The organism is Acinetobacter sp. neg1 (assembly GCF_000788125.1).
GTDB classification, from domain to species: domain Bacteria; phylum Pseudomonadota; class Gammaproteobacteria; order Pseudomonadales; family Moraxellaceae; genus Acinetobacter; species Acinetobacter vivianii.
This window is the reverse complement of the sequence record NZ_JSZD01000010.1, coordinates 82,942-109,568: the sequence shown is the minus strand read 5'-3', so window position 1 is coordinate 109,568 and position 26,627 is coordinate 82,942. Positions and strand designations below refer to the sequence as shown.

The 26,627-nt window shown below is 41.6% G+C and carries 24 protein-coding genes and 1 tRNA gene; 10 read left to right on the top strand and 15 right to left on the bottom strand.

Annotation, left to right across the window (positions count from 1 at the left end; genetic code table 11):
* Positions 1 to 9: 9 nt before the first annotated feature.
* Entirely contained in the window at positions 10 to 2,067 is a 2,058-nt protein-coding gene (locus tag PJ15_RS08200; RefSeq protein ID WP_155766456.1) for a TonB-dependent receptor plug domain-containing protein, read from the bottom strand.
* Positions 2,068 to 2,219: 152 nt separating this feature from the next.
* On the opposite strand from PJ15_RS08200, the gene PJ15_RS08195 reads away from it, so the two are divergent.
* On the top strand, positions 2,220 to 3,206 hold the full coding sequence (locus PJ15_RS08195) for a DUF6607 family protein (protein ID WP_047429681.1): 987 nt from the start codon (positions 2,220 to 2,222) through the stop codon (positions 3,204 to 3,206).
* 8 nt (positions 3,207 to 3,214) lie between these two features.
* Here PJ15_RS08195 and PJ15_RS08190 read toward each other — a convergent pair.
* Both PJ15_RS08190 and PJ15_RS08185 read right to left on the bottom strand, forming a co-directional pair.
* Positions 3,215 to 3,287 (bottom strand) — tRNA-Arg (locus PJ15_RS08190).
* 69 nt (positions 3,288 to 3,356) lie between these two features.
* Positions 3,357 to 4,715, bottom strand: a complete 1,359-nt coding sequence (locus PJ15_RS08185) for an amino acid permease (protein WP_047429678.1) — start codon at positions 4,713 to 4,715, stop codon at positions 3,357 to 3,359.
* 370 nt (positions 4,716 to 5,085) lie between these two features.
* Between PJ15_RS08185 and prpF the strand changes: the two genes are divergently transcribed.
* The 3 genes from prpF to PJ15_RS08170 all read left to right on the top strand — a co-directional run bounded on the left by prpF (position 5,086) and on the right by PJ15_RS08170 (position 7,868).
* Positions 5,086 to 6,273: a 2-methylaconitate cis-trans isomerase PrpF gene (prpF, locus tag PJ15_RS08180; protein ID WP_047429675.1), complete on the top strand. Its 1,188-nt coding sequence runs from the start codon at positions 5,086 to 5,088 to the stop codon at positions 6,271 to 6,273.
* A gap of 160 nt (positions 6,274 to 6,433) precedes the next feature.
* Positions 6,434 to 7,351: a polyprenyl synthetase family protein gene (locus PJ15_RS08175; protein WP_047429673.1), complete on the top strand. Its 918-nt coding sequence runs from the start codon at positions 6,434 to 6,436 to the stop codon at positions 7,349 to 7,351.
* A 148-nt stretch (positions 7,352 to 7,499) separates the two neighbouring features.
* Positions 7,500 to 7,868, top strand: coding sequence for an MmcQ/YjbR family DNA-binding protein (locus tag PJ15_RS08170; RefSeq protein WP_047429663.1), 369 nt, complete (start codon positions 7,500 to 7,502; stop codon positions 7,866 to 7,868).
* A 50-nt stretch (positions 7,869 to 7,918) separates the two neighbouring features.
* Here PJ15_RS08170 and PJ15_RS08165 read toward each other — a convergent pair whose 3' ends face one another.
* The 4 genes from PJ15_RS08165 to PJ15_RS08150 all read right to left on the bottom strand — a co-directional run bounded on the left by PJ15_RS08165 (position 7,919) and on the right by PJ15_RS08150 (position 11,035).
* A complete protein-coding gene (locus tag PJ15_RS08165; RefSeq protein ID WP_047429660.1) occupies positions 7,919 to 8,770 on the bottom strand; it encodes an SPFH domain-containing protein in 852 nt (283 codons plus the stop codon).
* Positions 8,771 to 8,788: 18 nt separating this feature from the next.
* Positions 8,789 to 9,247: an NfeD family protein gene (locus tag PJ15_RS08160; protein WP_004775269.1), complete on the bottom strand. Its 459-nt coding sequence runs from the start codon at positions 9,245 to 9,247 to the stop codon at positions 8,789 to 8,791.
* Between the two features lie 180 nt (positions 9,248 to 9,427).
* The gene (locus tag PJ15_RS08155) at positions 9,428 to 10,345 is read right to left on the bottom strand and encodes a patatin-like phospholipase family protein (RefSeq protein ID WP_047429658.1); all 918 of its coding nucleotides are present in this window, start codon (positions 10,343 to 10,345) and stop codon (positions 9,428 to 9,430) included.
* Positions 10,346 to 10,408: 63 nt separating this feature from the next.
* Positions 10,409 to 11,035 (bottom strand): lysophospholipid acyltransferase family protein, encoded by a 627-nt coding sequence (locus PJ15_RS08150; protein WP_047429656.1) that lies wholly within the window; start codon positions 11,033 to 11,035, stop codon positions 10,409 to 10,411.
* 143 nt (positions 11,036 to 11,178) lie between these two features.
* Between PJ15_RS08150 and PJ15_RS08145 the strand changes: the two genes are divergently transcribed.
* The 6 genes from PJ15_RS08145 (at position 11,179) to PJ15_RS08120 (ending at position 18,135) form a co-directional block, all read left to right on the top strand.
* Positions 11,179 to 12,435, top strand: a complete 1,257-nt coding sequence (locus PJ15_RS08145) for an MFS transporter (RefSeq protein WP_047429653.1) — start codon at positions 11,179 to 11,181, stop codon at positions 12,433 to 12,435.
* A gap of 73 nt (positions 12,436 to 12,508) precedes the next feature.
* Positions 12,509 to 12,700, top strand: coding sequence for a hypothetical protein (locus tag PJ15_RS08140; RefSeq protein ID WP_047429650.1), 192 nt, complete (start codon positions 12,509 to 12,511; stop codon positions 12,698 to 12,700).
* A 273-nt stretch (positions 12,701 to 12,973) separates the two neighbouring features.
* A complete protein-coding gene (locus PJ15_RS08135; protein ID WP_047429647.1) occupies positions 12,974 to 14,260 on the top strand; it encodes a DcaP family trimeric outer membrane transporter in 1,287 nt (428 codons plus the stop codon).
* Positions 14,261 to 14,448: 188 nt separating this feature from the next.
* Positions 14,449 to 16,086 (top strand): phosphoethanolamine transferase, encoded by a 1,638-nt coding sequence (locus tag PJ15_RS08130; protein WP_047429642.1) that lies wholly within the window; start codon positions 14,449 to 14,451, stop codon positions 16,084 to 16,086.
* A 14-nt stretch (positions 16,087 to 16,100) separates the two neighbouring features.
* Positions 16,101 to 16,778: a DNA-binding response regulator PmrA gene (locus tag PJ15_RS08125; protein ID WP_047429639.1), complete on the top strand. Its 678-nt coding sequence runs from the start codon at positions 16,101 to 16,103 to the stop codon at positions 16,776 to 16,778.
* Between the two features lie 4 nt (positions 16,779 to 16,782).
* Complete coding sequence (locus PJ15_RS08120) at positions 16,783 to 18,135, top strand: ATP-binding protein (protein WP_047429635.1); 1,353 nt, start codon at positions 16,783 to 16,785, stop codon at positions 18,133 to 18,135.
* An 18-nt stretch (positions 18,136 to 18,153) separates the two neighbouring features.
* Here PJ15_RS08120 and PJ15_RS08115 read toward each other — a convergent pair whose 3' ends face one another.
* The 8 genes from PJ15_RS08115 to PJ15_RS08080 all read right to left on the bottom strand — a co-directional run bounded on the left by PJ15_RS08115 (position 18,154) and on the right by PJ15_RS08080 (position 26,559).
* Complete coding sequence (locus tag PJ15_RS08115; protein ID WP_047429634.1) at positions 18,154 to 18,969, bottom strand: serine/threonine protein kinase; 816 nt, start codon at positions 18,967 to 18,969, stop codon at positions 18,154 to 18,156.
* 82 nt (positions 18,970 to 19,051) lie between these two features.
* Complete coding sequence (locus PJ15_RS08110; protein WP_047429633.1) at positions 19,052 to 19,747, bottom strand: phosphatase PAP2 family protein; 696 nt, start codon at positions 19,745 to 19,747, stop codon at positions 19,052 to 19,054.
* Between the two features lie 226 nt (positions 19,748 to 19,973).
* Positions 19,974 to 20,699, bottom strand: coding sequence for an amino acid ABC transporter ATP-binding protein (locus PJ15_RS08105; protein WP_171067072.1), 726 nt, complete (start codon positions 20,697 to 20,699; stop codon positions 19,974 to 19,976).
* 14 nt (positions 20,700 to 20,713) lie between these two features.
* Complete coding sequence (locus tag PJ15_RS08100) at positions 20,714 to 21,397, bottom strand: ABC transporter permease subunit (RefSeq protein ID WP_004775251.1); 684 nt, start codon at positions 21,395 to 21,397, stop codon at positions 20,714 to 20,716.
* Position 21,398: 1 nt separating this feature from the next.
* Complete coding sequence (locus tag PJ15_RS08095; RefSeq protein ID WP_004775249.1) at positions 21,399 to 22,142, bottom strand: amino acid ABC transporter permease; 744 nt, start codon at positions 22,140 to 22,142, stop codon at positions 21,399 to 21,401.
* 76 nt (positions 22,143 to 22,218) lie between these two features.
* Positions 22,219 to 23,163: a transporter substrate-binding domain-containing protein gene (locus PJ15_RS08090; RefSeq protein ID WP_004775248.1), complete on the bottom strand. Its 945-nt coding sequence runs from the start codon at positions 23,161 to 23,163 to the stop codon at positions 22,219 to 22,221.
* A gap of 447 nt (positions 23,164 to 23,610) precedes the next feature.
* A complete protein-coding gene (locus PJ15_RS08085) occupies positions 23,611 to 24,798 on the bottom strand; it encodes an ammonium transporter (protein ID WP_004775246.1) in 1,188 nt (395 codons plus the stop codon).
* 351 nt (positions 24,799 to 25,149) lie between these two features.
* Entirely contained in the window at positions 25,150 to 26,559 is a 1,410-nt protein-coding gene (locus PJ15_RS08080) for a short-chain fatty acid transporter (protein ID WP_047429631.1), read from the bottom strand.
* Between the last annotated feature and the right edge of the window lie 68 nt (positions 26,560 to 26,627).

Below are 26,627 nucleotides of genomic sequence, written 5' to 3'. Positions count from 1 at the left end.
CTATGAAGATTATTTCAGATTGCTGTTCCAGTTAAAGCGAAGCCCCATGTAGGTATATCGACCGGCAATCGGGCGATAATCTATTGCGCTAGAAAAATTACGTTGTTCATTGAAAATATTGTCGATACCCGCAAAAGCACTGATATATCTGTTGATGCGATAATCTACCTGCGAGTCGAAGGTCACCCAGCTAGGAGACTGTTGTTGATTGGCACTATCGCCGTATTCATCGCTTTGGTAACGGCCGCGTAAGGTCAAATCAAGTTGATCATTCAAGGCATAATCGGTACCTAAACGTGCAATATGTTTAGGGCGTCGTGTTAATAGGGTATTGGTGGTTTTATCTTTTGCTTCGGTATAGGTATACGCACCATTCACCGAGAAATAAGGTGTCAGCTTCCATTTGGCAGATGTTTCAATTCCTTTGGTCTCCGCCTTGGCGACGTTGCTGTAGCTGTATTGAGTGATGCCATTTACCGTCGTGGCATTATCAAAATCGGTTTGGATCAGGTCTTGAATATCATTCCAGAACAGGTTGATATCTGCATTCCAATGATCATTTTGAACCAGACTTAATCCAAGTTGATAACTGTCTGAAGACTCTGGTTTCAAGTTGGGATTGCCAATGACGATATAGCCTAAGTGACTATGATCAAAAGAATAAAAACGTTCTTTTAAGTTAGGTACGCGATAGCCTTGCCCATAACTCAGACGTAGATCGGCAAGCAGATCATTCTGGTCGTAAAAACGATATTTGCTACTGAGTTTAAAGGCATTGTGATCGCCAAAATCATCATCATTCTGGAAACGCCAGCCGATCACAGCATCAAGGTTTTGTACGAGATTAAAGTCATTTTGAACATAAAACTCATGACGATCCCGCTTTACCGAACCGCCTTGCATCTCAAATTTACCGTTATTGCTTTGCTCTAACTTTTCTTCATGCCAGTCATAGCCCAATTGCCAGTTTTGCTTATTCCATTTGGGTAACGTCAGTTGCGAGCTGAAATGATTATTTTCCTGATTCGAATTTCTTAAAGCAGAAAGATACCCATTTGTGGTTTGAGTCGATGTAGAGTCATAGGTTTCATGGACAGCTTTTAAATCGATTTTGCTGTTTTTGATAAAATTAAACTGTGAACCCGCACTGAAACGTTGGCGTTCAATATCTTCAAGTTTGTATTGTTTTAAATAAAACGGCGGAACGAAATTTAGACTTCGCTGGTGATCTTTTTCTTTATATTGATTGAAATCTGTCCACAGCATAAATTGGTCTGAAGGCTGCCATGCCCCATAAAATGCATACTGCTGACGCTTTTGCTCATCACCTTGCTGAGGATAATCATTCGGGTTAACGGCAAAGCCATCGCTACTAAACTGGTCTGCGATGATGCGACCTTTTAAAGTGGCATTTGCAGCTTCAATACTGATTTTCTGATGGTGATTATTGATCGATGTATTTTTACCGTCTGCATTTTGTTTGCCATAAGAGCCAATATCGACTTGTCCTGAAATGGCAACACCGTCTTGAACTTTTTTAGTGATGATATTGATCACACCACCCATGGCAGATGAGCCATATTGTGCCGAAGCTGCACCTTTAATAACTTCAATATGCTCAATACCACCAATTAAATATTGATCTAAATCAACTGTCGAACTGGTACTGGCAGCAAGCGGTAGGCCATCAATCAGAATCAGTACCTGATCGCTACTCAGACCTTGCAATGAAATTTCATAACCTGATTTGCCATGAATTTCTCTTAACAGAATGCCTGGAATATTTTCTAAAGCATCTTTTAAGGTAATGGCATTGGTTCTTTTTAATTCTTCCTCATCAATAATTTCAGTTCGAATCGGAGTATCAATTAATTTTTTTTCTGAACGTGTGCCTGTCACCACAATGGTATCGAGAACATGCAGAGGTGTTTTAGTAACTGCATAAGTTGATTGCTCGACTGCATACACAGAAGGAGAAATCAAACCTGCTGCTAAAAGAGAAGCAAATAAAACTTTAGGTTTAGAACAGAATTGAGGAGAGAGTATATTCACAATAGTTAATCGCAATGAAAATTATTCCATAAATTAAATGGTAATCATTCTCACAATAATTTACAATGCTTTACAGGTTTATTTCAAAAAGATACAAGCGACTGAACTAGGGAAAGTTGCTTTATTTAATTGATTCAGTAATTTAGCGTCGAGTTGAGATTTTTTATATGAAGCTTAAGTTGTCTTATGTTTTTGTAACTGCACTGATGATGGGGATCAGTAGTGTGAATGCTGCACAACAGCCAGTAAAATTGGCGGATGCTTTACAACAGCAATCTTTGCATGAAAATCTGACACAAGAACAAGCGCGTCAGGCCATCCTGAAAATGGCAGGGGAATACAAAGTAGATTTTCGCTTTGAAGAGCTTTATTCACTCAAACCAGACTATAAAGTTAAAAAAGATGACTTATCGAGTGGTTATGAAACTGTTGTGGTTTTAGAAAATACCCCGAATAAAGTGTCGTTACAGCATATTCTGGTTGCAGAGGGGCACGTGGTGAAGCACTGGCGTCAGGACTGGGAATATGAACCGACCAAGATGTGGAGTTATATTGGGGATTATCGCTGGAAAAGTATTGATTTAAAGCCAGAGCAGAGCAAAGGCAAATGGCTGCAAACGGTATGGCAAGTCGATGATTCCCCTCGTTATGCAGGCTTGGGTGCGTGGACTAAAGACAATGGTGCAGTGGAGTGGGTATCGAATGAAACCTATCGCCCGTTACCACGCCGTGAGCATACCACGCGTAATGATTATGATGTGATTATTGGGATCAATCGCCATGCCTTCACTGCAACAGGCTGGGTGCATGAGCAAGACAATATTAAATTTGATACCAAAACCAATACAGCACTTGCTCGTGAGCTAGGGGTTAACCAGTACAACAAAGTTGAAGGCTATGATTTCAAGGCTGCTTATGATTACTGGAAGAAGAATGCGACTTACTGGAGCGCAGTCAGAGATGCATGGGCGAATGCATTTAACCAGAATCAAATCGTGGCATTAAAATTTGCAGGAAAAAATGAGAAATCTCATTTTAGTTATTTTAATGATCAGGCAAAGTCAGTCGCTGGAAAAACCATAAAAGCAGAACAACTGCAAACTCAGGCAAAAACCTTACTTAACCAGCAGCTTGTGGAAGGCAAGATTAATTAAAAAGGCTATGCGCTCAGCGGGACTCGAACCCACGTCGGTCGCTTAGGAGGCAACTGCTCTATCCAGTTAAGCTATGAGCGCATAATTTTATGATTATAAACAAAAAAGTGATTGCAGAAGCAATCACTTTTTGAGGAAACCGATCAACTGTTAATTCTCAGTTTTACGATTTAAAAACTTATAAAAAATAAACATGGCGACGATCCAGATCGGAATCATAAGCACTGATTCTTTAAAGCCTTGCTGCCACATGATATATAGCACAACGCCAATAAATGCCAAAACCAGATAGTTACTAAATGGAGACCATAACGCTGGGTATGATGTTTTGATTTGCGCTGATTTGATATGTTGACGATATTTTAAATGCGTCAAGCTGATCATGGCCCAGTTTAAAACCAGCGCGCCAACAACAACATACATCAAATGACCTAAGGCATCTTCTGGTACAAAATAGTTGAGTAACACACAGCCAAAGATCAGGAATGCAGAGAGCAGTACCGCTGGAACAGGGACACCTTGCTTATTGGTTTTTGTAAAGATTTTCGGCGCATTACCTTGTTGAGCTAAACCAAATACCATACGACTATTGGCATACATACCGCTGTTATATACAGATAATGCCGCTGTCAGGATAATAAAGTTCAGTAAATGTGCTGCCCAACCAATTCCCATTTGACTGAAAATCATCACGAATGGACTTTTATCCAAGCCGCCAAGATCGAGCTGGTTCCAAGGGACAAGTGATAAGAGAATGGCAAGCGAACCGACATAGAACACCAAAATACGAATGACCACTTGGTTAATCGCTTTAGGAATGGTGGTCTTCGGATCCTTGGCTTCTGCTGCGGCCATACCAATCAGCTCAATTCCGCCAAAGGCAAACATCAAGAAAGCCAGCATATAGAACAAGCCTTCAAAGCCATGCGGAAAAAAGCCGCCCTGTGACCAAAGGTTGCTAAATGAAGCGGTTGAGTTTGCATCAGCAGTGAAGAGAAGGAATAAACCAAACAAGATCATGGCAACTACAGCCGTCACCTTGATGATCGCTAACCAGAACTCTGATTCACCATAGAATTTAACATTGGTCAGGTTGACTGCCGTAATCACGACAAAGAAGAATAATACAGACTGCCAAGCGGGAATTTGCGGCCACCAGTAATTAATATATTTACCTACTGCCGTTAGCTCAGTCATTGCCACAAGGATGTAGAGCACCCAATAGTTCCAACCCGTTATAAAGCCTGGAAATTTACCCCAATACTTATAAGCAAAATGGCTAAATGAACCTGCAACAGGTTCTTCAACAATCATTTCACCTAAATGACGCATGATTAGAAAAACAATCAAGCCGCCAATCGCATACCCCAAAATAATAGATGGTCCAGCAGACTGGATAATTTGCGCAGAACCTAAAAATAAGCCCGTACCAATAGCTCCACCCATCGCGATGAGTTGGATATGGCGGTTTTTTAGTCCACGCTGAAGTTGAGAAGAATCGTTGTTCAAAGGACTGAGCTCGACGAGGAATTAACTGGATTATTCTAATAGATTGATCGATTTTCGCCTAGTAAAAGTACAGCATTGCCATGACTGAAAAGTTGTTTTTAAAAGTTATTTAAAATCCTATATTTAAGTGAATATTTAAATGAAATTTGCTTTATATTTGTACAGCTAAATCATATTCTTGTTTTTCCCGACGGATGGATTCGCATTTTTGCCATTGTGTAAGTGATGAAAAATACTCAATATAATGCACAGATTTTATGCATGACGACTAACTCAGGCACCATTGGTCGTATGGTATTTTTGACTGCCGTGCAGTAGCTTTAGACGAATAACCCGCTGCACCAAGAACATGATAAAAGGAAGAATTGACATGAGCTCAGTACCGCAAATTAAAGTTGCTGCAACCTATATGCGTGGTGGCACAAGTAAAGGGGTATTTTTCAAACTGGATGATTTACCCGGAGCGGCACAAGTAGCAGGCAAGGCACGTGATCAACTTCTTTTACGCGTGATTGGAAGCCCAGATCCTTACGGTAAGCAGATTGACGGAATGGGCGGCGCAACCTCAAGTACCAGTAAAACTGTAATTCTGGCTAAAAGTTCAGAACCAGAACATGATGTAGATTATTTATTTGGACAAGTATCGATTGATCAACCATTTGTTGATTGGAGCGGCAACTGCGGAAATCTAACCGCAGCTGTAGGATCATTTGCGATTTCAAATGGATTGGTTGACGCTGAACGTATTCCTGAAAATGGAATTTGTACAGTACGAATCTGGCAGAAGAATATTCAAAAAACTATTATTGCACATGTCCCTGTGACTAACGGTCAAGTTCAGGAAACAGGTGATTTTGAGCTAGATGGAGTGACCTTTCCCGCAGCGGAAGTTCAGATTGAATTCTTAGATCCTGCTGATGATGGTGAAGAAGGCGGTGATATGTTCCCGACAGGAAATATTGTGGATCAATTGGTTGTTCCGGAGGTTGGTACTTTTGAGGCGACATTTATTAATGCAGGGATTCCAACGATTTTCCTGAATGCCGAAGACATCGGTTATCAAGGGACAGAATTACAAGAGCACATTAACAGCGATGCGGCTGCTTTAGCACGTTTTGAGAAAATCCGTGCGTATGGCGCGGTACACATGGGCTTGATCAAAGACTTTTCAGAAGCAGCAGCACGTCAACATACGCCTAAAATTGCTTTTGTATCCAAACCAAAAACTTATACCTCATCGAGTGGTAAATCGGTTGAGAGCAGTGATGTGGATTTATTGGTTCGTGCCTTGTCGATGGGCAAGTTACATCATGCTATGATGGGAACCGCTGCTGTGGCAATTGGTACTGCGGCAGCAATTCCGGGGACGCTTGTGAATTTGGCTGCTGGGGGCGGCGAACGTGAGGCCATTCGTTTTGGACATCCATCGGGCACATTGCGTGTGGGCGCTCAAGCTGAATTGATTGATGGCAAATGGTCCGTGAAAAAAGCCATTATGAGCCGTAGCGCACGTGTATTGATGGAAGGCTGGGTACGTGTACCTGGGGATACTTTCTAAGCATTGCTTGGAATGATGCGATAAAGCCTTCATTTGAAGGCTTTATTATTTGGAATGGATTAAAAATACAAATGCAATTTCTTCAAATAAATAGTGTTATGATGTCGCCATTCTGGCAAGTTTTGTCATTTTCCTTCCATTAAGATTTCCCGAGGCAATTGTGTCATCTATTTCTCAAGTTAATGCGGATGTTTTAAAACAAGCTCAACAACGTATTCAACAGGATTTATTGACAGCATTGGCTGCATTTTCTATTCCAGAACCTTTAAAAGCAGCTGTTCATCATGCGGTTATGCTCGGTGGAAAGCGTGTTCGTCCAGCATTATGTTATGCAGCAGCTTCATTACAACCGAATCAAAATTTTGCAGCAGCCCGCCGTGCAGCAGTTGCGGTTGAACTGATCCATTGTTATTCATTGGCCCATGATGATTTGCCTTGTATGGACAATGATTTACTGCGTCGTGGACAGCCGACTTGCCATGTGGCCTTTGGTGAAGATACAGCATTGCTGGCTGGTGATATTTTACAGTCGATGGCCTTTGAAATCTTGGGAAGTCGTTTATTCGACGAACAAGGACAGGGGAGTGAGGCTGCGATTGTGTTGAAGCAGGTACAAATCTTAGCAACCGCCAGTTCAAAAATGGTGTGCGGACAAGTTCTTGATTTACAAGCTGAAGGTGCGGGTAAGCAAGTTGATCAGGCAGAATTGGAAAATATTCACCGTAATAAAACGGGTGCATTGATTCAAGCGGCGATCATGATGGGGGCTGTAACCATCTTTACTGGCACGGATCAGGCGATTCCTAAATTACGTCAATTTGGTCAAAGCATTGGTTTGGCTTTTCAGGTGCAAGATGACATTCTGGATATTACCGCCAGCACAGAAACTTTGGGCAAAACAGCGGGTAAAGATGAGCAAGTGCAGAAGTCGACCTATCCTGCCTTAATGGGACTGCAACAGGCGCAAGCTTATGCGCAAAGCCTGCATGATCAAGCCTTTGAAGCCTTAGCGTATTTTGGTGAAGATGCTAAAGAACTCGTCGACATTTCAAAGTTCTTGCTGGCACGTAAAAGTTAAAAGCCAGACAGTTTTTCTTAGATAATTAATGTTATAAAAGACCATCTTGTATGGTCTTTATTTTTAGAGAATATAGATAATCATGATTTAAAAACAGTTTTAGAATAAAGCAAAACAATGATGAAGATCGCGTAAAAGGGATGATGTCATGAATCAGAACCAGCTCGAACAATGCGCCCTGCAATATGCACAAAATCTGGCATTTTCAATCCAGTCGCAACCTTTTGGCCCTGATTTTGAGGTGTTCAAAGTCTTCGATAAAATGTTTATGTATATTGGTTTTAATGCAGGAAAACTGGTTGTAACGGTGAAATGTAAGCCTGAGAAAAGTCTGGAATATCAGGAACTCTATTCTTCAATTTCAGCGGGCTATCACATGAATAAGAAACACTGGATTTCGATTGCCAGTAGTCCAGAGATCACGCCTGATCTGGTACAGGATCTCATTCAGGACTCCTATGATCTCATTATCAAGAAACTTCCAGTTAAGACCCGAAAGCTAATCGAGGAAGCTTAAAAAAATAAAGCAGCGAAAAAACGCTGCTTTATTCTTATTGGAAAGTGGGTTTAGTGTTTGCCCATAATTCCACGAATGGCATTGAGTACATCGGCAGGGAGAACCACTGTTTTTGCATTGCCAGATTTAGATAAATCCTGCATTGCTTTAACGTATTGTTCACCGAGTAAATAAGCCACAGGAATCTCTTTATCACCTACCGCACTTGTCACCATTTCAATGGCACGTTGTGAAGACTCGGCAAGAACAACCTGTGCTTCTGCATCACGACGAGATGCTTCCAGACGACCATCTGCTTCCAGAATTGCCGCCTGTTTTTCACCATCAGCTTTGGTTACAGTCGCACGACGTTGACGTTCAGCAGCTGCTTGCGCTTCCATAGCAGCCTGCATGGTATGTGAAGGTTGAATATCCTGAATTTCAACAGTTTTCAGGGTAATGCCCCAATCTGAAATATCATCAGAAATGGCAGCTTTTAATTTCGCCTTGATGTGGTCACGAGAAGAAAGCGCATCATCCAGATCCATTTCACCCACGATAGAACGAAGTGAAGTCTGAACAAGATTTTGAATTGCCCAAGTATAATTCTCAATCCCGTACACCGCCTTTTCTGGTGTAGTAAGATTGATATACGCTACGGCATTCATCACCAACACAGCATTGTCACGGGTAATTACTTCTTGTGAAGGAATATCCAAAACAATATCTTTGGTGGTAATTTTATAAGCCACTTCGTCCACATAAGGAATCACGAAGTTTAGACCTGGACTCAACGTGGTATGGTATTTACCTAAACGTTGCACAATCCATTTATAACCTTGAGGAACAATACGAACCCCTTTAAAAATGGTTATACCGATAAAAGCTAAAAAAGCTAAAACAACAATCGTACCGACAGACATTAGAAACCCTCTTTGTGTTTATGACGTATGAGGTTGAACGACTAAATCATTACCCAAAATATCAACCACTCGAACACGATCACCGACCTGTACTGGATTAGTACAACGGCAATGCCATTCATCAGAACCTAAAACAGGTATCGGAAAGCGCACAATAATTTGTCCATGTTCAAGACCAGTCTGGATCACCATACCAACTTGACCAATGGTTGCTTCGCGAGGGAGACCTGCTTTGGTTTTATCAATCGAAAGCGGTTTGATAAATTTGAACCAAAGAATCGTACATAAAATAGATAAAATACCCCAAGTAATCACTTGGGTGGTAAAACCCATCATCGGGAAAAGCCACAGTAAAATACACACCATGACTGCTGCTATGCCAAACCACAATGCAGCAAAAGCAGGCAAAATCAATTCTGAAAGAATCAGTAAAATCCCTAATACAAACCAGTGCCAAGGTTCAACTACAAATTCCATAGATTTGCTCGCATAACTAAACGGAGTAGAGGTGAAAAAATATTCACCTTAGCACTGTAACAGATGATTATCTTTATGAATATGAAAAGATTGTTTTTTTAGGCATTGCGGCTGTTGATGATTAAATATCTTGCACATATTGCAAGTTTAATAGCTTTCAACAGCCTTTTAGGTGGGGTTTTAGAATTTTGGTCGTGGTGCTGGTTTTAAGGCAGCAGGAGATTTTTTAAATGCGGTAATCGCATTTTGAATCGCCGTAATCTTGGCTTGAGCTGCCTTTTCACCTTCTAAAATAGCTTCATTACTCGATTTAAGGTCAAGCACGCCCAGATGACCCACTTTCGGTTGAATCACAATCGTTGCCTGATTCAGTTCTTCATTAATACTTTGTTGGCCCATGATATTGATGGTCTGGTCTAATAAGCCCCACATGCTGAGAGGCTTACCACCGACGGGACGTGCAGAAATATCCACGGCAATTACAATATCAGCACCCATATCCTTTGCGGTTTTTACAGGAATTGGGCTGACTAAACCACCATCCACATATTTGGTCTTGCCGATAACCGCAGGCACAAACACATTGGGAATACTGCAAGATGCACGTACTGCCTGACCAGCATTGCCTTTAATAAACTCGGCTTTTTTGCCACTGTCTAAACGGGTGGCGACTGCAGCAAAACGAATCGGGAATTGCTCAATCGGTTTATTGCCGACTTGGCTATTTACATAATTCTGTAATTTCTGACCGAGAATAATGCCTTGACTATTAATGGTGAGATCACGCAAATCAGATTCTTGCAGTTTTAAAGCAAGGTTTTGTATTTGATAAGGTGTTTGACCGCTGGCATAAATACTACCGACAAAGCTACCTGCACTGGTGCCAGTCACGATTTTAGGTTTGATGCCATGTGATTCTAAAACCTTAATGACACCAATGTGTGCAAAGCCTTTGGCACCACCGCCACCTAATGCAATGGCAACCACAGGTTCACGGGCTTGAATTGCTGATGTAGGCGGTGTTTTCTTTGTGATTTGATCACAACCAAATAAAGCAAGACCAAAAACAGCCAAGCAAGACAGTCGAGCAATGTTCATAACAAATGCAGATAAAATGTACAAAAAAGATGCGCACATCAGAGCAGATTTGCCCTTAATTTTCTAGTTTTTTTTCACAAGTTTTTGTAAGGGTTCAGCCAGCCAATCTGGATTTTTCGGCGAGAAGTGCCCAACGTAACGTTGCATGATCTGATCAAGGTCTTGCTGATAATGACCAGTCGGAGTAAATGCCCCCAAACAATAAATGGTTTTATGGTCATAATCAAAAGCAAACATTACGATTGGAATGCCTGCTGCATGTGCAATGTGATAAAAACCACTTTTCATTTTTTCGGCTTTTTTACGTGTCCCTTCAGGCGCCATACCGACCCAGATTTTTTCGTGCTGTTGAATGGTGGCAACTACTTGTTCCGTCAAGCCATGCGCACTGTCACGACGAACGGGAATCAGTCCCGCCCAGTTTAAGAGCGGCTGGAGCGGGGGCTTGAATAAGGTATCTTTACCCAGTACTGTAATTTTCAATCCCAACCCACCAATCGCCAGAAAGCCATACCAGCCGTCAATATTTGAGGTATGTGGAGAAATGATAGCCACCGCTTTAGGTAAGTTAGGAATTTCTCCTACTACAGTCCAGCCTTGTGCAAGGAACAGTTTTTTACACAATGCACGGCTATAGGCTGTTCCACGTTGTGGAACCAGTGGAGGTAAATCTGGAAAATGTTGTGGCATACATGAATATAAATAATGACAACTCTATTCATGTTAAACGCTGATGACAGCGACTGCATTGGCAAAAAATAAGATTTTATTGCCAGAAGAATGAAAGGATTGGATACTTAAGGCCCGTTATTGCCTCGCTCTGGAAACTCAAAATGCCTAATCTTCGACAGGTTTACATTTTATTGTTTTCTTTGTATTGGGCACAGGGCTTACCCGTGGGGTTTATGACTCATGCTTTGCCTGTCATTCTGAGAGCGCAAGGCGTATCGTTGGCACATATTGGCGGCTTTGGTTTACTGATGTTGCCGTGGTCGATTAAGATTTTTTGGGCTGCCTATGTTGATCGTTTGGCATTATCTCGATTAGGCCACTACCGTAGCTGGATTATTCCCACACAATTATTCAGTGTAATCATTCTGATTATTTTATCCTTTTTCCCGATTCAGGCACTGGATCAACCCAGTTATCTGTTGATTTTCTTTGTCTTACTTTTCTTAATGAACTTCACTGGCGCAACCCAAGACATCGCAACCGATGGCTTGGCGGTCAATTTGCTCAAAACAGATCAGCAGCATTGGGGCAATACTTTTCAGGTGATTGGTTCACGCTTAGGTTTTATTGTGGGTGGCGGGGCAGTGCTCTGGTGTCTGGACTGGTTACAGTGGCAAAAAACCTTTCTGGCTTTGGCCTTGTTGGTGTTTATCAATACTTTACCTGTGTTGCTCTATCGTGAGCCTATTCATGCAAACTTAACTACAAGAACGCAGACATCTTCTGTTCCATTGATGCAGGCAATTAAGGCCTATTTAAATTATTTTCAATCCACAAAAGAATTAAAAGCATGGTTACTGGTCTTGATCAGTTTCAAAGTTACAGACGGACTTTCAGGCCCTTTATTAAAGCCATTGATGGTAGATATGGGATTGAACTTCACCCAGATAGGCGTCTACATCACCATGCTTGGTGCGGTCGCAGCGCTTGTAGGCGCGGGGATTGCTGGATTGTTGCTCAAACATTTTTCCAGAACAGCGAGTTTGATTGTTTTCTCTATTTTAAAAATAACCAGTTTGATCGCTTATGCTGTGATTGCTCACGCTTATGAATCCCAAACTCAAATTGCACCGATCTGGTTATACACTGTCAATGCATTTGAAGATGCTTGCTCTGCCATGCTTTTGGTGGTGATGTTGACACTGGTGATGCAATATAGTCGTAAGCAATTTGCAGCAACCGATTTCACTTTTCAGGTCTCGATCATGGCGACTGTCAGTGGCTTGCTGTATTTAGTCAGTGGAATGATTGGAGATGTGTTCGGTTATTTCCATTATTTGATCGCTATTGTCATTATTGGCACGGTTACTTTGCTCCCTATTTCTCTCTGGAAACATGCAAAATTACAAGAAAAATAATGTTAACTAAATGAAATAAAGAAATTTAATATCGATTGAGGAGTGATCTAGTCATTATCTACTACCTTTGTCTATGTTTTTAAAAATGTATGTTTTTAGCTATTTAACTGCTCTATTAATTGTGCCATCTTGTTTGGGTAGCAAATGGAAGCTAACTGGAGTAAAAATGGATTGTGTTAACAAGAAAAATCATGTGAATCAATTAAAATGGGTAGAAAAATGTTCAAGTCGATTGGATATTAGCCTAAAGTCTAAAAAAGAATAATGAAATAACGATTTAATCATTCTATAAGATAAGAGAGTTGTGTAGGATTCGTTACAACATGAAGTTAAGGTAAAAATCTGTAAGTCAAAGTATGTTTTTATGTCTTTGGTTATTGGGTTTTGGTCTTGCATAACGTTGAAATTGGTTTTGGTTGCGGTAATAAAATTAATGTAACCAAAGTGGAGGAGAGTTGATTTTTTAGCCCCTTAATTTAATGGCGTAAATCAACTTGGCATGGATAGGCAACATAAAATATATTTTTTGGAGTTTTTGATGGATCTATTCCTTAATCGTAAATCTTTAGTTGTTAAAAGTTTAGCTCTTACAGTTACAGCTTTAATGATGAGTGGGGCACATGCTGCGACTTCCGACAAAGCGGAAATTCAACAGCTTCGTAAAGAAGTTGAGGCTTTAAAAGCTTTAATTCAACAACAAAGCCAAGTACAGCAACAACAACAGCAAGTACAGCAACAACAGCAAGTTCAACTCGCTGAAGTTAAGGCGCAACCAGTTGCTGCACCAGTTTCACCGTTAGCAGGATTTAAATCTAAAACTGGCGCTGATGTGAACCTATATGGTTTCGTTCGTGGTGATGCTAACTACATTATCGAAGGTGCAGATAACGACTTTGGTGATGTAAGTAAGTCAGACGGCAAAACGCATGATAAATTACGTGCGACTGCTAAAACGACACGCCTTGGTTTAGATTTTAATACGCCTGTAGGAGACGACAAAGTAGGTGGTAAAATCGAAGTTGACTTTGCGGGTACGAATGATGGATTACGTATTCGTCATGCTTATTTAACATATAACAACTGGTTATTTGGTCAAACAACTTCAAACTTCTTGTCTAATCATGCACCAGAAATGATCGACTTCTCGACAAACATTGGTGGTGGTACTAAACGTGTTCCGCAAGTACGCTATAACTACAAGTTAGGTCCGACTACGCAACTATTTGTTTCTGCTGAAAAAGGTGATAGTACTACTTCGCAAACAGGTGATAGTATTAAATATAGCCTACCTGCATTAACGGCTAAAATTACTCAAGGCTATGCAGAAGGTAAAGGTTCAGCTTCAGCGCGTGTTCTAGTCGAAAAGTATAAATCACAGCTTGCTAATGATGATAAAACTGGTTGGGGCGTGGCTGTTGGTACTGATTTTAAAGTATCTGATCCTTTAAAACTTTTTGCTGATGCATCATATGTTGTTGGTGATAATAGTTATTTATATGGCAGTAACACGCCTTACGCAGTAGATGGGAATTCTATCGAGCAAAATGAATTTGTAGCAGTACAAGTGGGCGGAACGTATAAGGTTCTACCTAACTTACGTTCTACTCTAGCATATGGTGCTCAATTCGCTGATGACGGTACTGACTTTGCAAAATTAAATACTTCTGCAAATGAAAAAGTTCAACAAGCGTGGATCAACTTTATTTATACACCAGCTAAACCAATTGATTTAGGTGTCGAATATGTCAATGGTAAGCGTGAAACGTTTGCTGGTCAGTCTTATAAAGATAACCGCGTTGGTCTAATGGCTAAATATAGCTTCTAATTTTTCAACGGTTTATGTTTTAATGAGTCGAGGTTTACATTAACCTCGACTTTTTATTTTTAAATTAACTAAATAAAATAAGACGATGAGGTGAGCTTTCCTCAGGACATTCTATTATTTAAGTCATTTTTAAGTTTTTATTTTTATCTTTACAACACTAAGAAATTTATTTTTAGAACAAGATGCCTATGTTGCTGCAAAGACTCAAAACCAAGCCGATTTCATTACTTACTTTTAATATATTACTTGCAATCTGGCTAGGTGTTTTCCTGAACATCGCATTTTATGAAAAGATGTTGGCCTTAACACCATATACAGGGATTAAGGCGGGACTTTTTGTAGCAGCTTCTGTTGGTGTGATTACTGCTTTATATGCTTTTATTTTCCAGCTATTGAGTTGGAAATGGACTGCAAAACCACTTGCTATCGCTTTGGTTTTTATTGGTGGTTTTGCTGCTTATGCTGTAGATACCCTGGGCGTCTGGATTACTTCAGATCAGATTCAAAATTTGATGCAAACCAACTTTGCTGAGGCTCGGGATACGTGGTCTTGGCGTTTGTTGATCTGGATGGTGGGGATGGTTCTAGTCCCGATCATTGTGATTTTGATGACCAAAATCAAATCTGAATCAGTTATCAGACAATTGTTCAAAAAGCTGGTTGCCTCTGTGGTTTCCCTGGCTTTAGTTGGCGGATTATTATTTGTTTTCTATGTGGATTTTGCAGCCATTTTTCGTGAAAACCGCGATATAAAAGGCATGATTTCGCCTCAAAATATGATTGCCTCGACAGTTTCATATTATAAAAAGAAATCACCTAAACAGAATTTACCTTTAGTTAAGTATGGTGAAGATGCGCAACGTACTCAGGTTGCAAGAGGTTTACCTAAACTGATGGTCTTGGTGGTGGGTGAAACGGCTCGTGCGGAAAACTTCTCTTTAAATGGTTATGCCAAAGAGACCAATCCGAAATTAGCCAAACAGAATATTATCAATTTCTCACAAGTCAGTTCATGTGGTACAGCAACTGCTGTATCAGTACCGTGTATGTTTTCGGGTATGCAACGCGAAGATTATGATGAACAGTTAGCCAGTCATCGTGAAGGTTTGCTCGATATTGCAAAACGTGCAGGTTATCAGGTGACATGGATTGATAATAATTCAGGTTGCAAGGGCGCATGTGACCGTGTTGAACAGTTTAAAATTCCTGAGCCGATTCAGCAGAAATGGTGTAAGGATGGTGAATGTCTGGATGATATTCTGATTGATAGCCTAAAAGCGTATATCGCAACGATTCCGAAAGATGATACCCAACCACGTTTGATCGTATTGCATCAAATGGGCAGTCATGGCCCTGCCTATTATAAACGTATTCCGCCAGCGTTCCGTGTATTTAAGCCAACGTGCGATACCAATGCGATTCAGGGATGTACTCAGGAAGCATTGATTAACAGTTATGATAATACTTTGCTTTATACCGATTATGTTCTAGATTCATTGATCGAAACCTTGAAAAATACAACCCAGTATCAAACAGGTTTATGGTATTTATCAGATCATGGTGAATCGACAGGTGAGAGCGGCATGTATCTGCATGGTGCGCCTTATGCAATTGCACCGACTCAGCAGACACATGTACCAATGTTGATGTGGTTCTCAACCGCATGGCAACAACAGGCGCATAAACAGATGAGCTGTCTGGCGCAACAAACTAAGAATAAACTGAGCCAAGATAATTTGTTCCCGACCTTGTTAAGTTTGCTTGATGTAAAAACCAAAGTAATTAATGCTAAAGATGACATGTTAGAAACATGTGCTAACCCATAAGGTGAAATGAAATCATGACCAAGATCTTGATGATAGAAGATGATTTTATGATTGCAGAGTCAACATTGACCTTACTGCGATATCATCAGTTTGACGTGGAATGGGTCAATAACGGGGTCGATGGATTGGCTTTGTTAGCCAAGCAATCTTTTGATCTGGTACTTTTGGATCTAGGTCTGCCCCTTATGGATGGGATGCAAATCCTGAAACAGATACGTCAACGCAGTTCATTGCCTGTCCTGATTATTTCAGCCAGAGATCAGCTACAAAACCGCGTGGATGGTTTGAATCAGGGTGCGGATGATTACTTGATTAAACCCTATGAATTTGATGAGCTGTTAGCCCGTATCAATGCTTTATTACGCCGTGGTAGTGTTGAAACAGCGCAACTGAAAAGTCAGTCGCAACTATTAAAAAGTGGTGAACTGATCTTGGATGTAGAACAGCATCTAGCAACCTTCAAAGGTCAGCAAATCGAGCTGTCTAATCGGGAATGGGCGATTCTGATTCCGATGGTATCCCACCCAAATAAAATTTTCTCTAAAGCAAATTTAGAAGATAAGTTGTATGATTTCGACAGCGAAGTTACCAGTAATACCATTGAAGTGTATGTCCATCACTTGCGGGCCAAACTGGGTAAGGACTTCATTCGAACCATTCGTGGTTTAGGTTATCGTTTGGGGCAGTCATAATACGATGCAAAAAAGCCAACATTATTCGCTAAAGAAAAGACTCATCTGGGGAACCTCCATCTTTAGCGTGGTGTTAGGTTGTTTTCTGATTTTGGCGGCTTATAAAATCTCATTGCATGAAGTTGATGAAATTTTAGATACGCAAATGCAATACATGGCTGAGCATTCTACCTCTCAGCCGTTAACCCCAGTTGCAAGTCGTGTCGAATTGCACCGTACTTATCATGAAGAAGATTTATTGATTGATATCTGGGCCTATAAAGATCAGACCCATTTATGGCATCAAACCCATTTACTGGTTCCACCCGTCAAACAGGCGGGTTTCTATACCCAGACGACGTCTCAAGGCAAGTGGCGTGTTTATGTGGTTCCTTTAAAAGATTACCAGATTCAGGTCAGCCAGCAAGAACAAGTGCGAAAGGTTTTTGCATGGGAATTGGCGGGCAGCATGTTTATTCCTTATATTCTGTTGCTCCCTGTGGCGATTATTGTACTGGCGTTTATCATCAGTCTCAGTCTGAAACCTCTGGATGAATTTAAGGAAGAACTGACTCAGCGGGATTCCGATGGCTTATCACCGATTGATGTCAAAGATTATCCACAAGAATTATTACCGACCATTGAAGAAATGAACCGCTTGTTTGAGCGGATTCAGCATGCTCAAACAGAACAGAAACAGTTCATCGCCGATGCTGCACATGAGCTTAGAACGCCCGTTACTGCCTTGAATCTACAAACCCGTATCTTGATTAGCCAGCTTCCTGAACATGAATCTTTGCAGAACCTGAGTAAAGGTCTGGCACGGATTCAACATCTGGTGACCCAGCTTCTGGCTTTGGCTAAACAGGATGTGGCACTGAGTCTGATTGAACCAAATACCAATTTTCGCCTGAATGATGTGGCGTTAAATTGTGTGGAGCAACTGGTGAATCTGGCCATGCAAAAAGAAATCGATCTCGGGTTTGAACGTAATGATTTAATTGAAATGCAAAGCCTTGAATCGACGGTACATTCGATTATTTTCAACCTGATTGACAATGCGATTAAGTACACGCCAGAACAAGGTATTATCAATATTTCGGTGTATAGCGATTCTGATGATTTTGCTTATATCCAGATCGAAGACAGCGGTGCAGGGATCGATCCTGAACAATATGACAAGGTCTTGAAGCGCTTCTACCGTGTGCATCATCATTTAGAAGTGGGCAGTGGACTAGGTTTGTCTATTGTCGATAAAGCGACCCAACGCTTAGGTGGGGTACTGACCTTATCGAGAAGTATTGAGCTGGGTGGATTGTCGGTATTGGTCAAATTACCGAAAAAGCTTGCGCATCATGAAGACAAGGCAAGCGGATAATATTGGACGTATAACGCATTAGTTCGCTGCGGTTGCTGTCTCAGCCTGTTCGCGCAAATAACGTAGAAACAGGACACATTTCTGGATACGCTTACCATCATTGCCGACTTTGCTGACATTAAAGCGTAGTACCCAGTTTAAGCGTTTGCCTACTTTACAAATGTCTTTATAGACTTGTGGTTCCGCCAGTAAGGCTTGATAAAGCTGCTGGCTGGCCTGTTCAAGCTGTTCAAATTCAAAGTGATAAGCTGTTGAAAAAATAAATAATAACCAGTCGCGCACAAAGCAGTCATGCAGACTGAGTACATCTCTCGGATCGGTTTCAAAGTCAATAAAGGTAAACTGGTTCTGTTGATCAACCAAAATATTGCGCGCAAAAGCTTCGCTTAAATAACCTTGTTGATGATGAATGTAACTGATGGCCTGAATGGCTTGATCAAATAATGCATATCTCGCTTCAGGATGACCTTTGAGGCTACCTAGTTTTTGATCCAACTGACTGACAGGGCTCTGGCGTTGTGAGCCAACATCTTCTAACAGAATGCCTTTTTTTGAAACTGCCAACACATTTGGAGTGGAAATACCCAAAGCCTTGAGCTGCTGAATGCGTTTGAACTCGCATTGAATAGCCTTAGAGCCACCTTGGTTTGGAACAGGAGTAATCGCACCCAGATTAAAGATTTTGGCAAGCCATTTCAGTGGCGTGTACAGCCATAGTCCGTGACGTTCAGAGGCCTTTTTTAACCATACTTTGCGTAAGCCTAGTTCATAAGATTGAATAGAGTCTTGTTGAGAAGCAAAAGTAGATTCTAAAAATATTTGAAAGTCAGACATACGACAGCAAAAATATCCTAATGTGGGCAAAATTCAGTGCTCGCTCTATGAGCACTGTCATTCACTTTACCACATCAGATACCTATAACGGTACTGAAACGCGCTTTGCTATTTGTTGATGACGTTTATAAGTGAATGTATAACATACTAAATTAATTGCAACGCAGACCCATGCTGTCCAAAGATTATGACTGAGGAAGTGTGCACCACGCATCATTTGTGCCCAGCCCATGGCGAAACCAATGAGCGTTCCAGCAAAAAGATAGAACCATGCTCTTTGTTTTTGATCAAGACGATAGACAAAGTAACCCGTTATTAGGGCAAAGCCCGTGCTGGCATGTCCACCAGGGAAACAATGTCCAGCAGTTGCAGAAAAATCCCAAATGAAACCCGTTGCAGTTTCATGGGTCATATACCAAGGGCAGGCTTGGGAAGAATGCGCTTTCAGCAACCCAACAATGCAGGTGCATAGCATACTGACCCAAAACATATAACCATATTGCCAGCGTTGGGGTTTCAGTTTTTCGACTTTAAACGATGCACACCATAAAAAGAAGAAAGCGACATACACAGCTGTTAAAAGTTGTTTGACGTAAGTATGGTTAAGCTTGTCGAGAAACCAGTCATTCTTATAAGGAAAGGTTCCATGTAGGCTGACCCAAGGCTGAATTAAGTGTAAGTCAATTGCTCCACCCACTGGGAATACAAACAGTAAAATAAAAAAACTGATAAAAAGTAAAAAGCTCGTCAAGATGAAAAAAGGTGTTCTCAAGATCATGGAGCAGGCTGTTACGGTGGAAATATGATCTTGGTATTTAATTCCTAAAAGCTTAATTTGCTCTTAAAGATATATAAAAAAATGTTGGGATAAATGTGAGAGAGGAAAGCAGTTTAAACCTTATATACAGGTTCATGTTTTGATCTTATTGTTCAAAGAAAATAGCGCTTTTATTTCAGCATAAAGCAGCCTTAAAGGCTGCTTTATATATCGTTTGATCAATCTGTTAATGTAAAATTTTATTGAGAAACTGCTGCGCACGTTCCCCACGTGGTGTACCAAAGAACTCATCTTTGGAGCAGTCTTCAACAATTTTACCTTGATCCATAAAGATAATCCGGTTCGCCACCTGACGGGCAAAGCCCATTTCATGGGTCACACACATCATGGTCATGCCTTCTTTGGCCAATCCGACCATGACATCCAGTACTTCATTGATCATTTCAGGATCAAGGGCAGAGGTGGGTTCATCAAACAGCATGGCAATCGGGTCCATACTCAACGCACGCGCAATCGCAACCCGTTGCTGTTGTCCACCTGAAAGCTGGGCCGGGTATTTATTGGCATGGGCACTCAGTCCAACACGATCCAGATAAGCCAGTCCTTTTTTATTGGCCTCCGCTTCTGAACGTCCTAATACCTTGATCTGGGCGATGGTCAGGTTCTCGGTAATGCTGAGATGAGGAAACAGTTCAAAATGCTGGAAAACCATGCCGACACGACTACGTAGTTTGGTCATATCAGTTTTAGGCTCATGAACAGGTACGCTATCGACAAAGATCTTACCTTGTTGAAATGGCTCTAATCCATTCACGGTTTTAATCAAGGTAGACTTTCCTGAACCTGATGGACCACAGACTACGACCACTTCACCTTGACTGATCTGGGTGGTGCAATCGGTCAGTACCTGAAACTGGTCGTACCACTTACTGACATTTTGGAGGTCTATCATTACTTTATTGTCGCTCATACACGTAACCTCCTTTGTAAACGTTTAACTGCGAATGTCGCAATGGCGCTGATGGTAAAGTACACAAGTCCTGCAAATAGAATATATTGAGTGAGCAAGGACATTAAATCTCCACGAACATAGTTTGTTCTGAAAAAGTCGAGCAGACCAATGGCATAGACCATTGTGGAATCCTGAAACAGGATGATGGTCTGCTGAAGTAATAGCGGCATCATTTTTCTGAACGCCTGCGGCAGAATAATCAATCGCATCGACTGCCCATAACTCATACCCAGCGCAGATGCAGCAGCAGCCTGACCCTTTGGAATAGACTGGATACCAGCACGCACAATTTCAGAAAAGTAAGCAGCTTCAAACAGCATAAACGCGACGATACTGGAAACCAGTGCGGTATCAATGGTCAGATATTGGCCTGTTGCTGCGGTATAAATAAACGGTACAGCAAAATAAAACCACATCAGAACCAGCAGCAGAGGAATGGAACGGAACAGGTTGACATAGGCCTGTGCAATCACATTCAGGACTCTGATCGAAGACAGACGCATCAAGGCGAGGAGGGTACCAATCGCAATTCCCCCGATTGTTGCTACAACCACGACCTTTAAGGTAATGCTGAAGCCATGCCAGAGCGCAGGCCCTGACTGCTGTAAATCACTGAGAAAAGAAGTTAACCATTCCATGCTATTTTCCTCCTGATATTAAACCAGGAATGCGCAGACGCTTTTCCAGCAGGTTCATGGCAAAGATGAGACAGATATTGATAACAATAAAAATCACAGTGACATAGGTGTAAATTTCGATCGTATTCTGGGTGTATTCACTGATGGTTTTCATCTGTGAAATGATTTCAGCAACGCCGACTAAAGATGCAACTGACGTGTTTTTCACGCAGTTGGTCAGTTCTGAACTCAACGGCGGTAAAATGGTACGAAAAGACTGTGGCAGAATGACATAACGATACAGTTGCACCGTGGAAAATCCCATGGCATAACCCGCATTAATTTGCCCGGTCGGTAAGGCTTCAATACCTGTACGTACCTGTTCACATACACGCGCTGCGGTAAAGAGTCCGAGTCCAATACTTGCCGAAATCAGCGCAGTGGTATTGGCGCCAAGATCATTCATCCACCAGTTTTTGATGGGTGCAGGGAGAAAGTTGGGAACCACATAAAACCAGATAAATAACTGAACCAGTAACGGTACATTCCGGAACAAGGTCACATAAGCTGTGCCAATGGCTCTGGCTGTTTTATTTGGAAGCGTGCGCATAATCCCGAGGATACTGCCCAGCAGCATGGCAATAGTCCATGCAACAATAGCAATCACGATCAGCCATCCTAGGCCCGTTATAATCCAGTTCAGGTAGGTGGTGTCTCCAATACCTGTCGATTGCCACAAAACTCCCCAGTTCCAGCTATAATTCATAATAACTCCTGAGAAGAAACGGGAGAACATCCTCTGTTCCCCGGTTCTGCAATAATATTCTTGTTATAGAGGGGAATTACTCATCCCGATCATGTGGATTGGCAATTAGAGCTTTGAGCTGATCAGACATCGCAAAGTCTAGGTTAATATTTTTGGGTGGAATCGGTTGCTGGAACCATTTCTTATACATGTTATTGATTTCACCAGAAGCATAAGTAGCTTTAATGGCATCATCAACGACTTGTTTAAAGCCAGTGTCACCTTTACGGAGCATACAACCATAGATTTCATGGATTGGCGCTGTGCCCACAATTTCCCACTGATTTGGATCTTTGGCTTTAGATTTTTCACCTGCAAGCAAAATATCATCCATCATAAATGCGGCAGCACGGCCATTTTGTAGCATAAGGAAGGACTCAGCATGGTCTTTGGCAGAAATGATTTCGCCAATACCGAGTTCTTGCTGATGTTGACGGATATAGCGTTCAGAGGTGGTTCCCGCCGTTGTGACCAGCTTTTTGCCTTTTAAATCTGAAAAATCTTTAACTCCAGAATTTTTGGCGGTCAGCAGTCTTGAACCAACTTCAAAGAAACCTACCGAGAAATCAACCTGTTGCTGACGTTCTTTATTGTTGGTGGTCGAACCACATTCCAGATCGACCGTACCATTCGATACCAGTGGAATACGGTTTTGGCTGGTCACAAGATTATAGCGGATTTTCAGGTCTGGCATGTTGAGCTTTTGCTTAACGGCCTCAACTACTTTTAGTTGCAGGTCATGCGCATAACCGACTGGCTGATTCGGATTGGAAGCAATGTAAGAAAAAGGAATCGAGGAATCACGATAACCAAGTACAATCGTACCAGAGCTCTTGATCTTGTTTAATGTGCCTGAAGATGAGGCATTACCATCAGCCGCTTTTTCACCAGCAGCAGGAGCCTTATTGTCACTACAGGCACTTAATCCCAACATCAGCGCGCTTGCACAAAGTAGGGAGGTCATGGTGCGTTTATGTTTCATATACAAAACTCCTTTTGTATCGTTATGATTGCATTCGTAATTGTTGCGGTTTAACCGTTCATTGTTATGAAAAATAATGTTTTCTTTCTAAACATAAAAAATACATTATTTTTCATCTTAATAAAATTTAATACGTTTGCTCAAGCGATATTCTTTACCGTTTTGTTAATGGTAACTGTTGATGAATTAAGCAATTTTTTAAAGGAAAAATCCGATTAAAAGTTGCAAGAAACATAAAGCATAATGTATGCCATGACTTTGACCCTTATTTTCCTAAGAGATTGAACAGAAGCAGTGATTTGAATGAATATCTTAAGCAAGTTGAATCATTGTTAAAGTGGTGGTATGGCTGGGCAAGAACAGAATAAGAGCAAGCAAACGGAAATGATATTGCTGAGTGCTCATAAAAAAAGCGGCTTGATCAGCCGCTTTGAAATAGATTAAAAATTAAAACATGGATTCTTCTGAGTTCGCTGAAATTTTATGAATTGAAAGATCTGCACCACGATATTCATCTTCCTGAGAAAGACGCAGCCCAAGTGTCGCTTTTAACAGGCCATAGACAAGGAAACCGCCAGCCAGAGCAACGATAATCCCCAAGCTGGTACCAATAATTTGTGAAATAATGGAAACGCCACCGAGACCGCCCAGCGCTTGTTGCCCAAAGATTCCCGCGGCAATGCCACCAAAGGCACCGCATACGCCGTGTAAAGGCCAGACACCCAGTACATCGTCTACTTTTAGTTTGTTTTGGGTATAGGTAAAAAGGTAAACAAATAGTGCACCAGCGGTTCCGCCAATCAATAACGCACCAATAGGGTGCACAATGTCAGAACCTGCACAAATTGCGACGAGGCCCGCCAATGGACCATTATGCAAGAAGCCAGGGTCATTTTTACCCATAAAGTTTGCTGCAAGCGTTCCACCTACCATTGCCATGAGCGAGTTAATCGCAACCAGACCTGAAATCGCCTCAACCCGTTGAGCGCTCATTACGTTAAAGCCAAACCAACCCACAATCAAAATCCATGAACCTAAAGCAAGGAATGGAATTGATGAAGGCGGGTGTGCACTGACACGACCATCATTTTTATAGCGACCATGACGCGCGCCCAGCAAAATCACGGCAGCCAAGGCAATCCAGCCACCCATGGCATGTACCACAACGGAACCAGCAAAATCATGGAAACTTGCACCAAATGAGTTCTCGAGCCACTTTTGCAAACCATAATTGCCATTCCAGATCATTCCTTCAAAGAAAGGATAGATCAGCGCCACCAAAAGCAAGGTTGCGATGGCTTGCGAGCGCATCTTGGCACGCTCCGCAATCCCGCCTGAGATAATCGCAGGAATCGCAGCAGCAAAGGTCAGCAAGAAGAAACAGCGCATCAGGTTATAGCCATGATCCGAGGCTAAAGTGCTGCCTGCATGGAAGAAGTTTTGACCATAGGCAATCCAGTAGCCGACAAAGAAATAGGCAATTGCTGAAATAGCGAAATCGGTTAGGATTTTACTTAAGGCATTGACCTGGTTTTTATGGCGTACTGTGCCTAGTTCCAGAAACGCAAAGCCAGCATGCATTGCCAATACCAGTACTGCACCGAGCAGTAAGAAAAATAGATCTACGTTTTGCATAGTGGTGCTCAAAAAAAGTGCTAAATTCGATTCTGGCGCATATATTTGATTCATTTTTTGCACCAAAAAGGATTTAGTAAATCTAAAAATTCAGGCTGTAGTGAAACAACCCAATTTGATGAAATAGATAATGCAAAAAGTGCACCAATTTAGAAATTAATTTGTAATTTTGGTGAATAGTGGTGCAATTTGCTTAAAAATAGCACAGTTTTTTGGCGTGGATTGAAACCACCATCAGAATTTAGCTTAGCTTTGTTTTAGAACAACGCGCGTTAGAAGGTTCATTAAAGTCGCTTCAGGTTTCATTCTGATCAAGGTGAATGAAACCTGAGGAAGAAAAAGATAGTGTGTTTACATTACCGGTGGGGTATAGGTTAAGGTTCTACCTAAAATCCATAATAAGAACAGAACCAGAGGTAGATGAACAATCAGTTGTGTGACGGTAAAACCAATCACATCTTTGGCCTTGAGTTTTAAAATCCCTAGCATTGGCAACATAAAGAATGGGTTGATGAGGTTGGGCAAAGCTTCCGCAGCATTATAGATCTGTACCGACCAACCTAAATGCACTTGTAGATCATTGGCCGCCTGCATCACATAAGGCGCTTCAATAATCCATTTACCACCGCCTGATGGGACAAAGAAACCCAGTACCGCAGAATAAATGCCCATCACAATGGCAAAAGTTTCTTTCGAGGCAATCGAGACAAAGAACTCTGCAATGTAGTGCGATAACGATAGGTCTTCACCGTTCAAGGCTTGCGTCATAATAAAGGCGATACTGCCGTAGAGCGGGAACTGAATCAGAATCCCCGACACAGCAGGAACAGCCTGACTGACGGCGTTCAGGAAGTTACGTGGTGTACGGTGTAAAGCAAGTCCCAGCATTAAAAATACAAAGTTATAGGTGTTGAGACTGGAAATGGCAATGATCGGATTGGTCTTGGAAAACTCGATAAACATCCAGATCAAGCCTAACGCCACTACAATAATGGTTAATAACGGTGAGTTCTCCAGCCAGTCGCCTGGTCGAGTCGATTTAACTTCAGTTTTTTCTTCTTCATCAAAACTTAGCTCAAAATCCTGCATGGTCTTCACATTGTTACCTTTGGGTGCAGACCAATAGGCAATCGCAATCGAGACAATTACCAAGATCAAGGTCATCACCAAAGACTGCCACAGGAAAATGGTTTCAGTAAATGGAATCACACCTGTCAGGTTATAGATTGATTCGGGTAGGCTGGCTTTATTGGCCTGTAATTGAGCGGCAGATGAACTGATTCCCAATGCCCACGTTGCACCCATGCCAATAATCGCAGCAGCGGCAGCAGCACGATAATCCATATTAAGTTCTTTACGCTTTGCTAGCGCGATCACCAATAAAGCGGTCAAAATGGTACTGACTGCCCAATTGACCAGTGAAATAAGTAGACTTGTGGTGGCAACTAGGACAATGGCACTACGTCCTGAATGTGGAATACGTGCCATCATCTGAATCAGTTTTTTCACAGGTGCAGAAACAGAAACCACATAACCGACAATGATTAACATGGTCATTTGCAAGGTAAAAGGAATTAGACTCCAGAAGCCATTTCCAAATGAACTGGCAACATCCTGTACGGGGGCACCGATACAGATCGCAGCAAATGAAACAATAATGACACCAAGTAAGGCAAAAATATAAGAGTCAGGAAACCATTTCTCTGACCAGTTACTGATACGTAACGCGAAACGTTCCAATAGGGCAGGTTGTTTACTCATCTTAAGCATCCATCTTCGATGTTGTGATATGAAATCCATTTGTCCTAAATGAATTTTTGCTGCCTAAA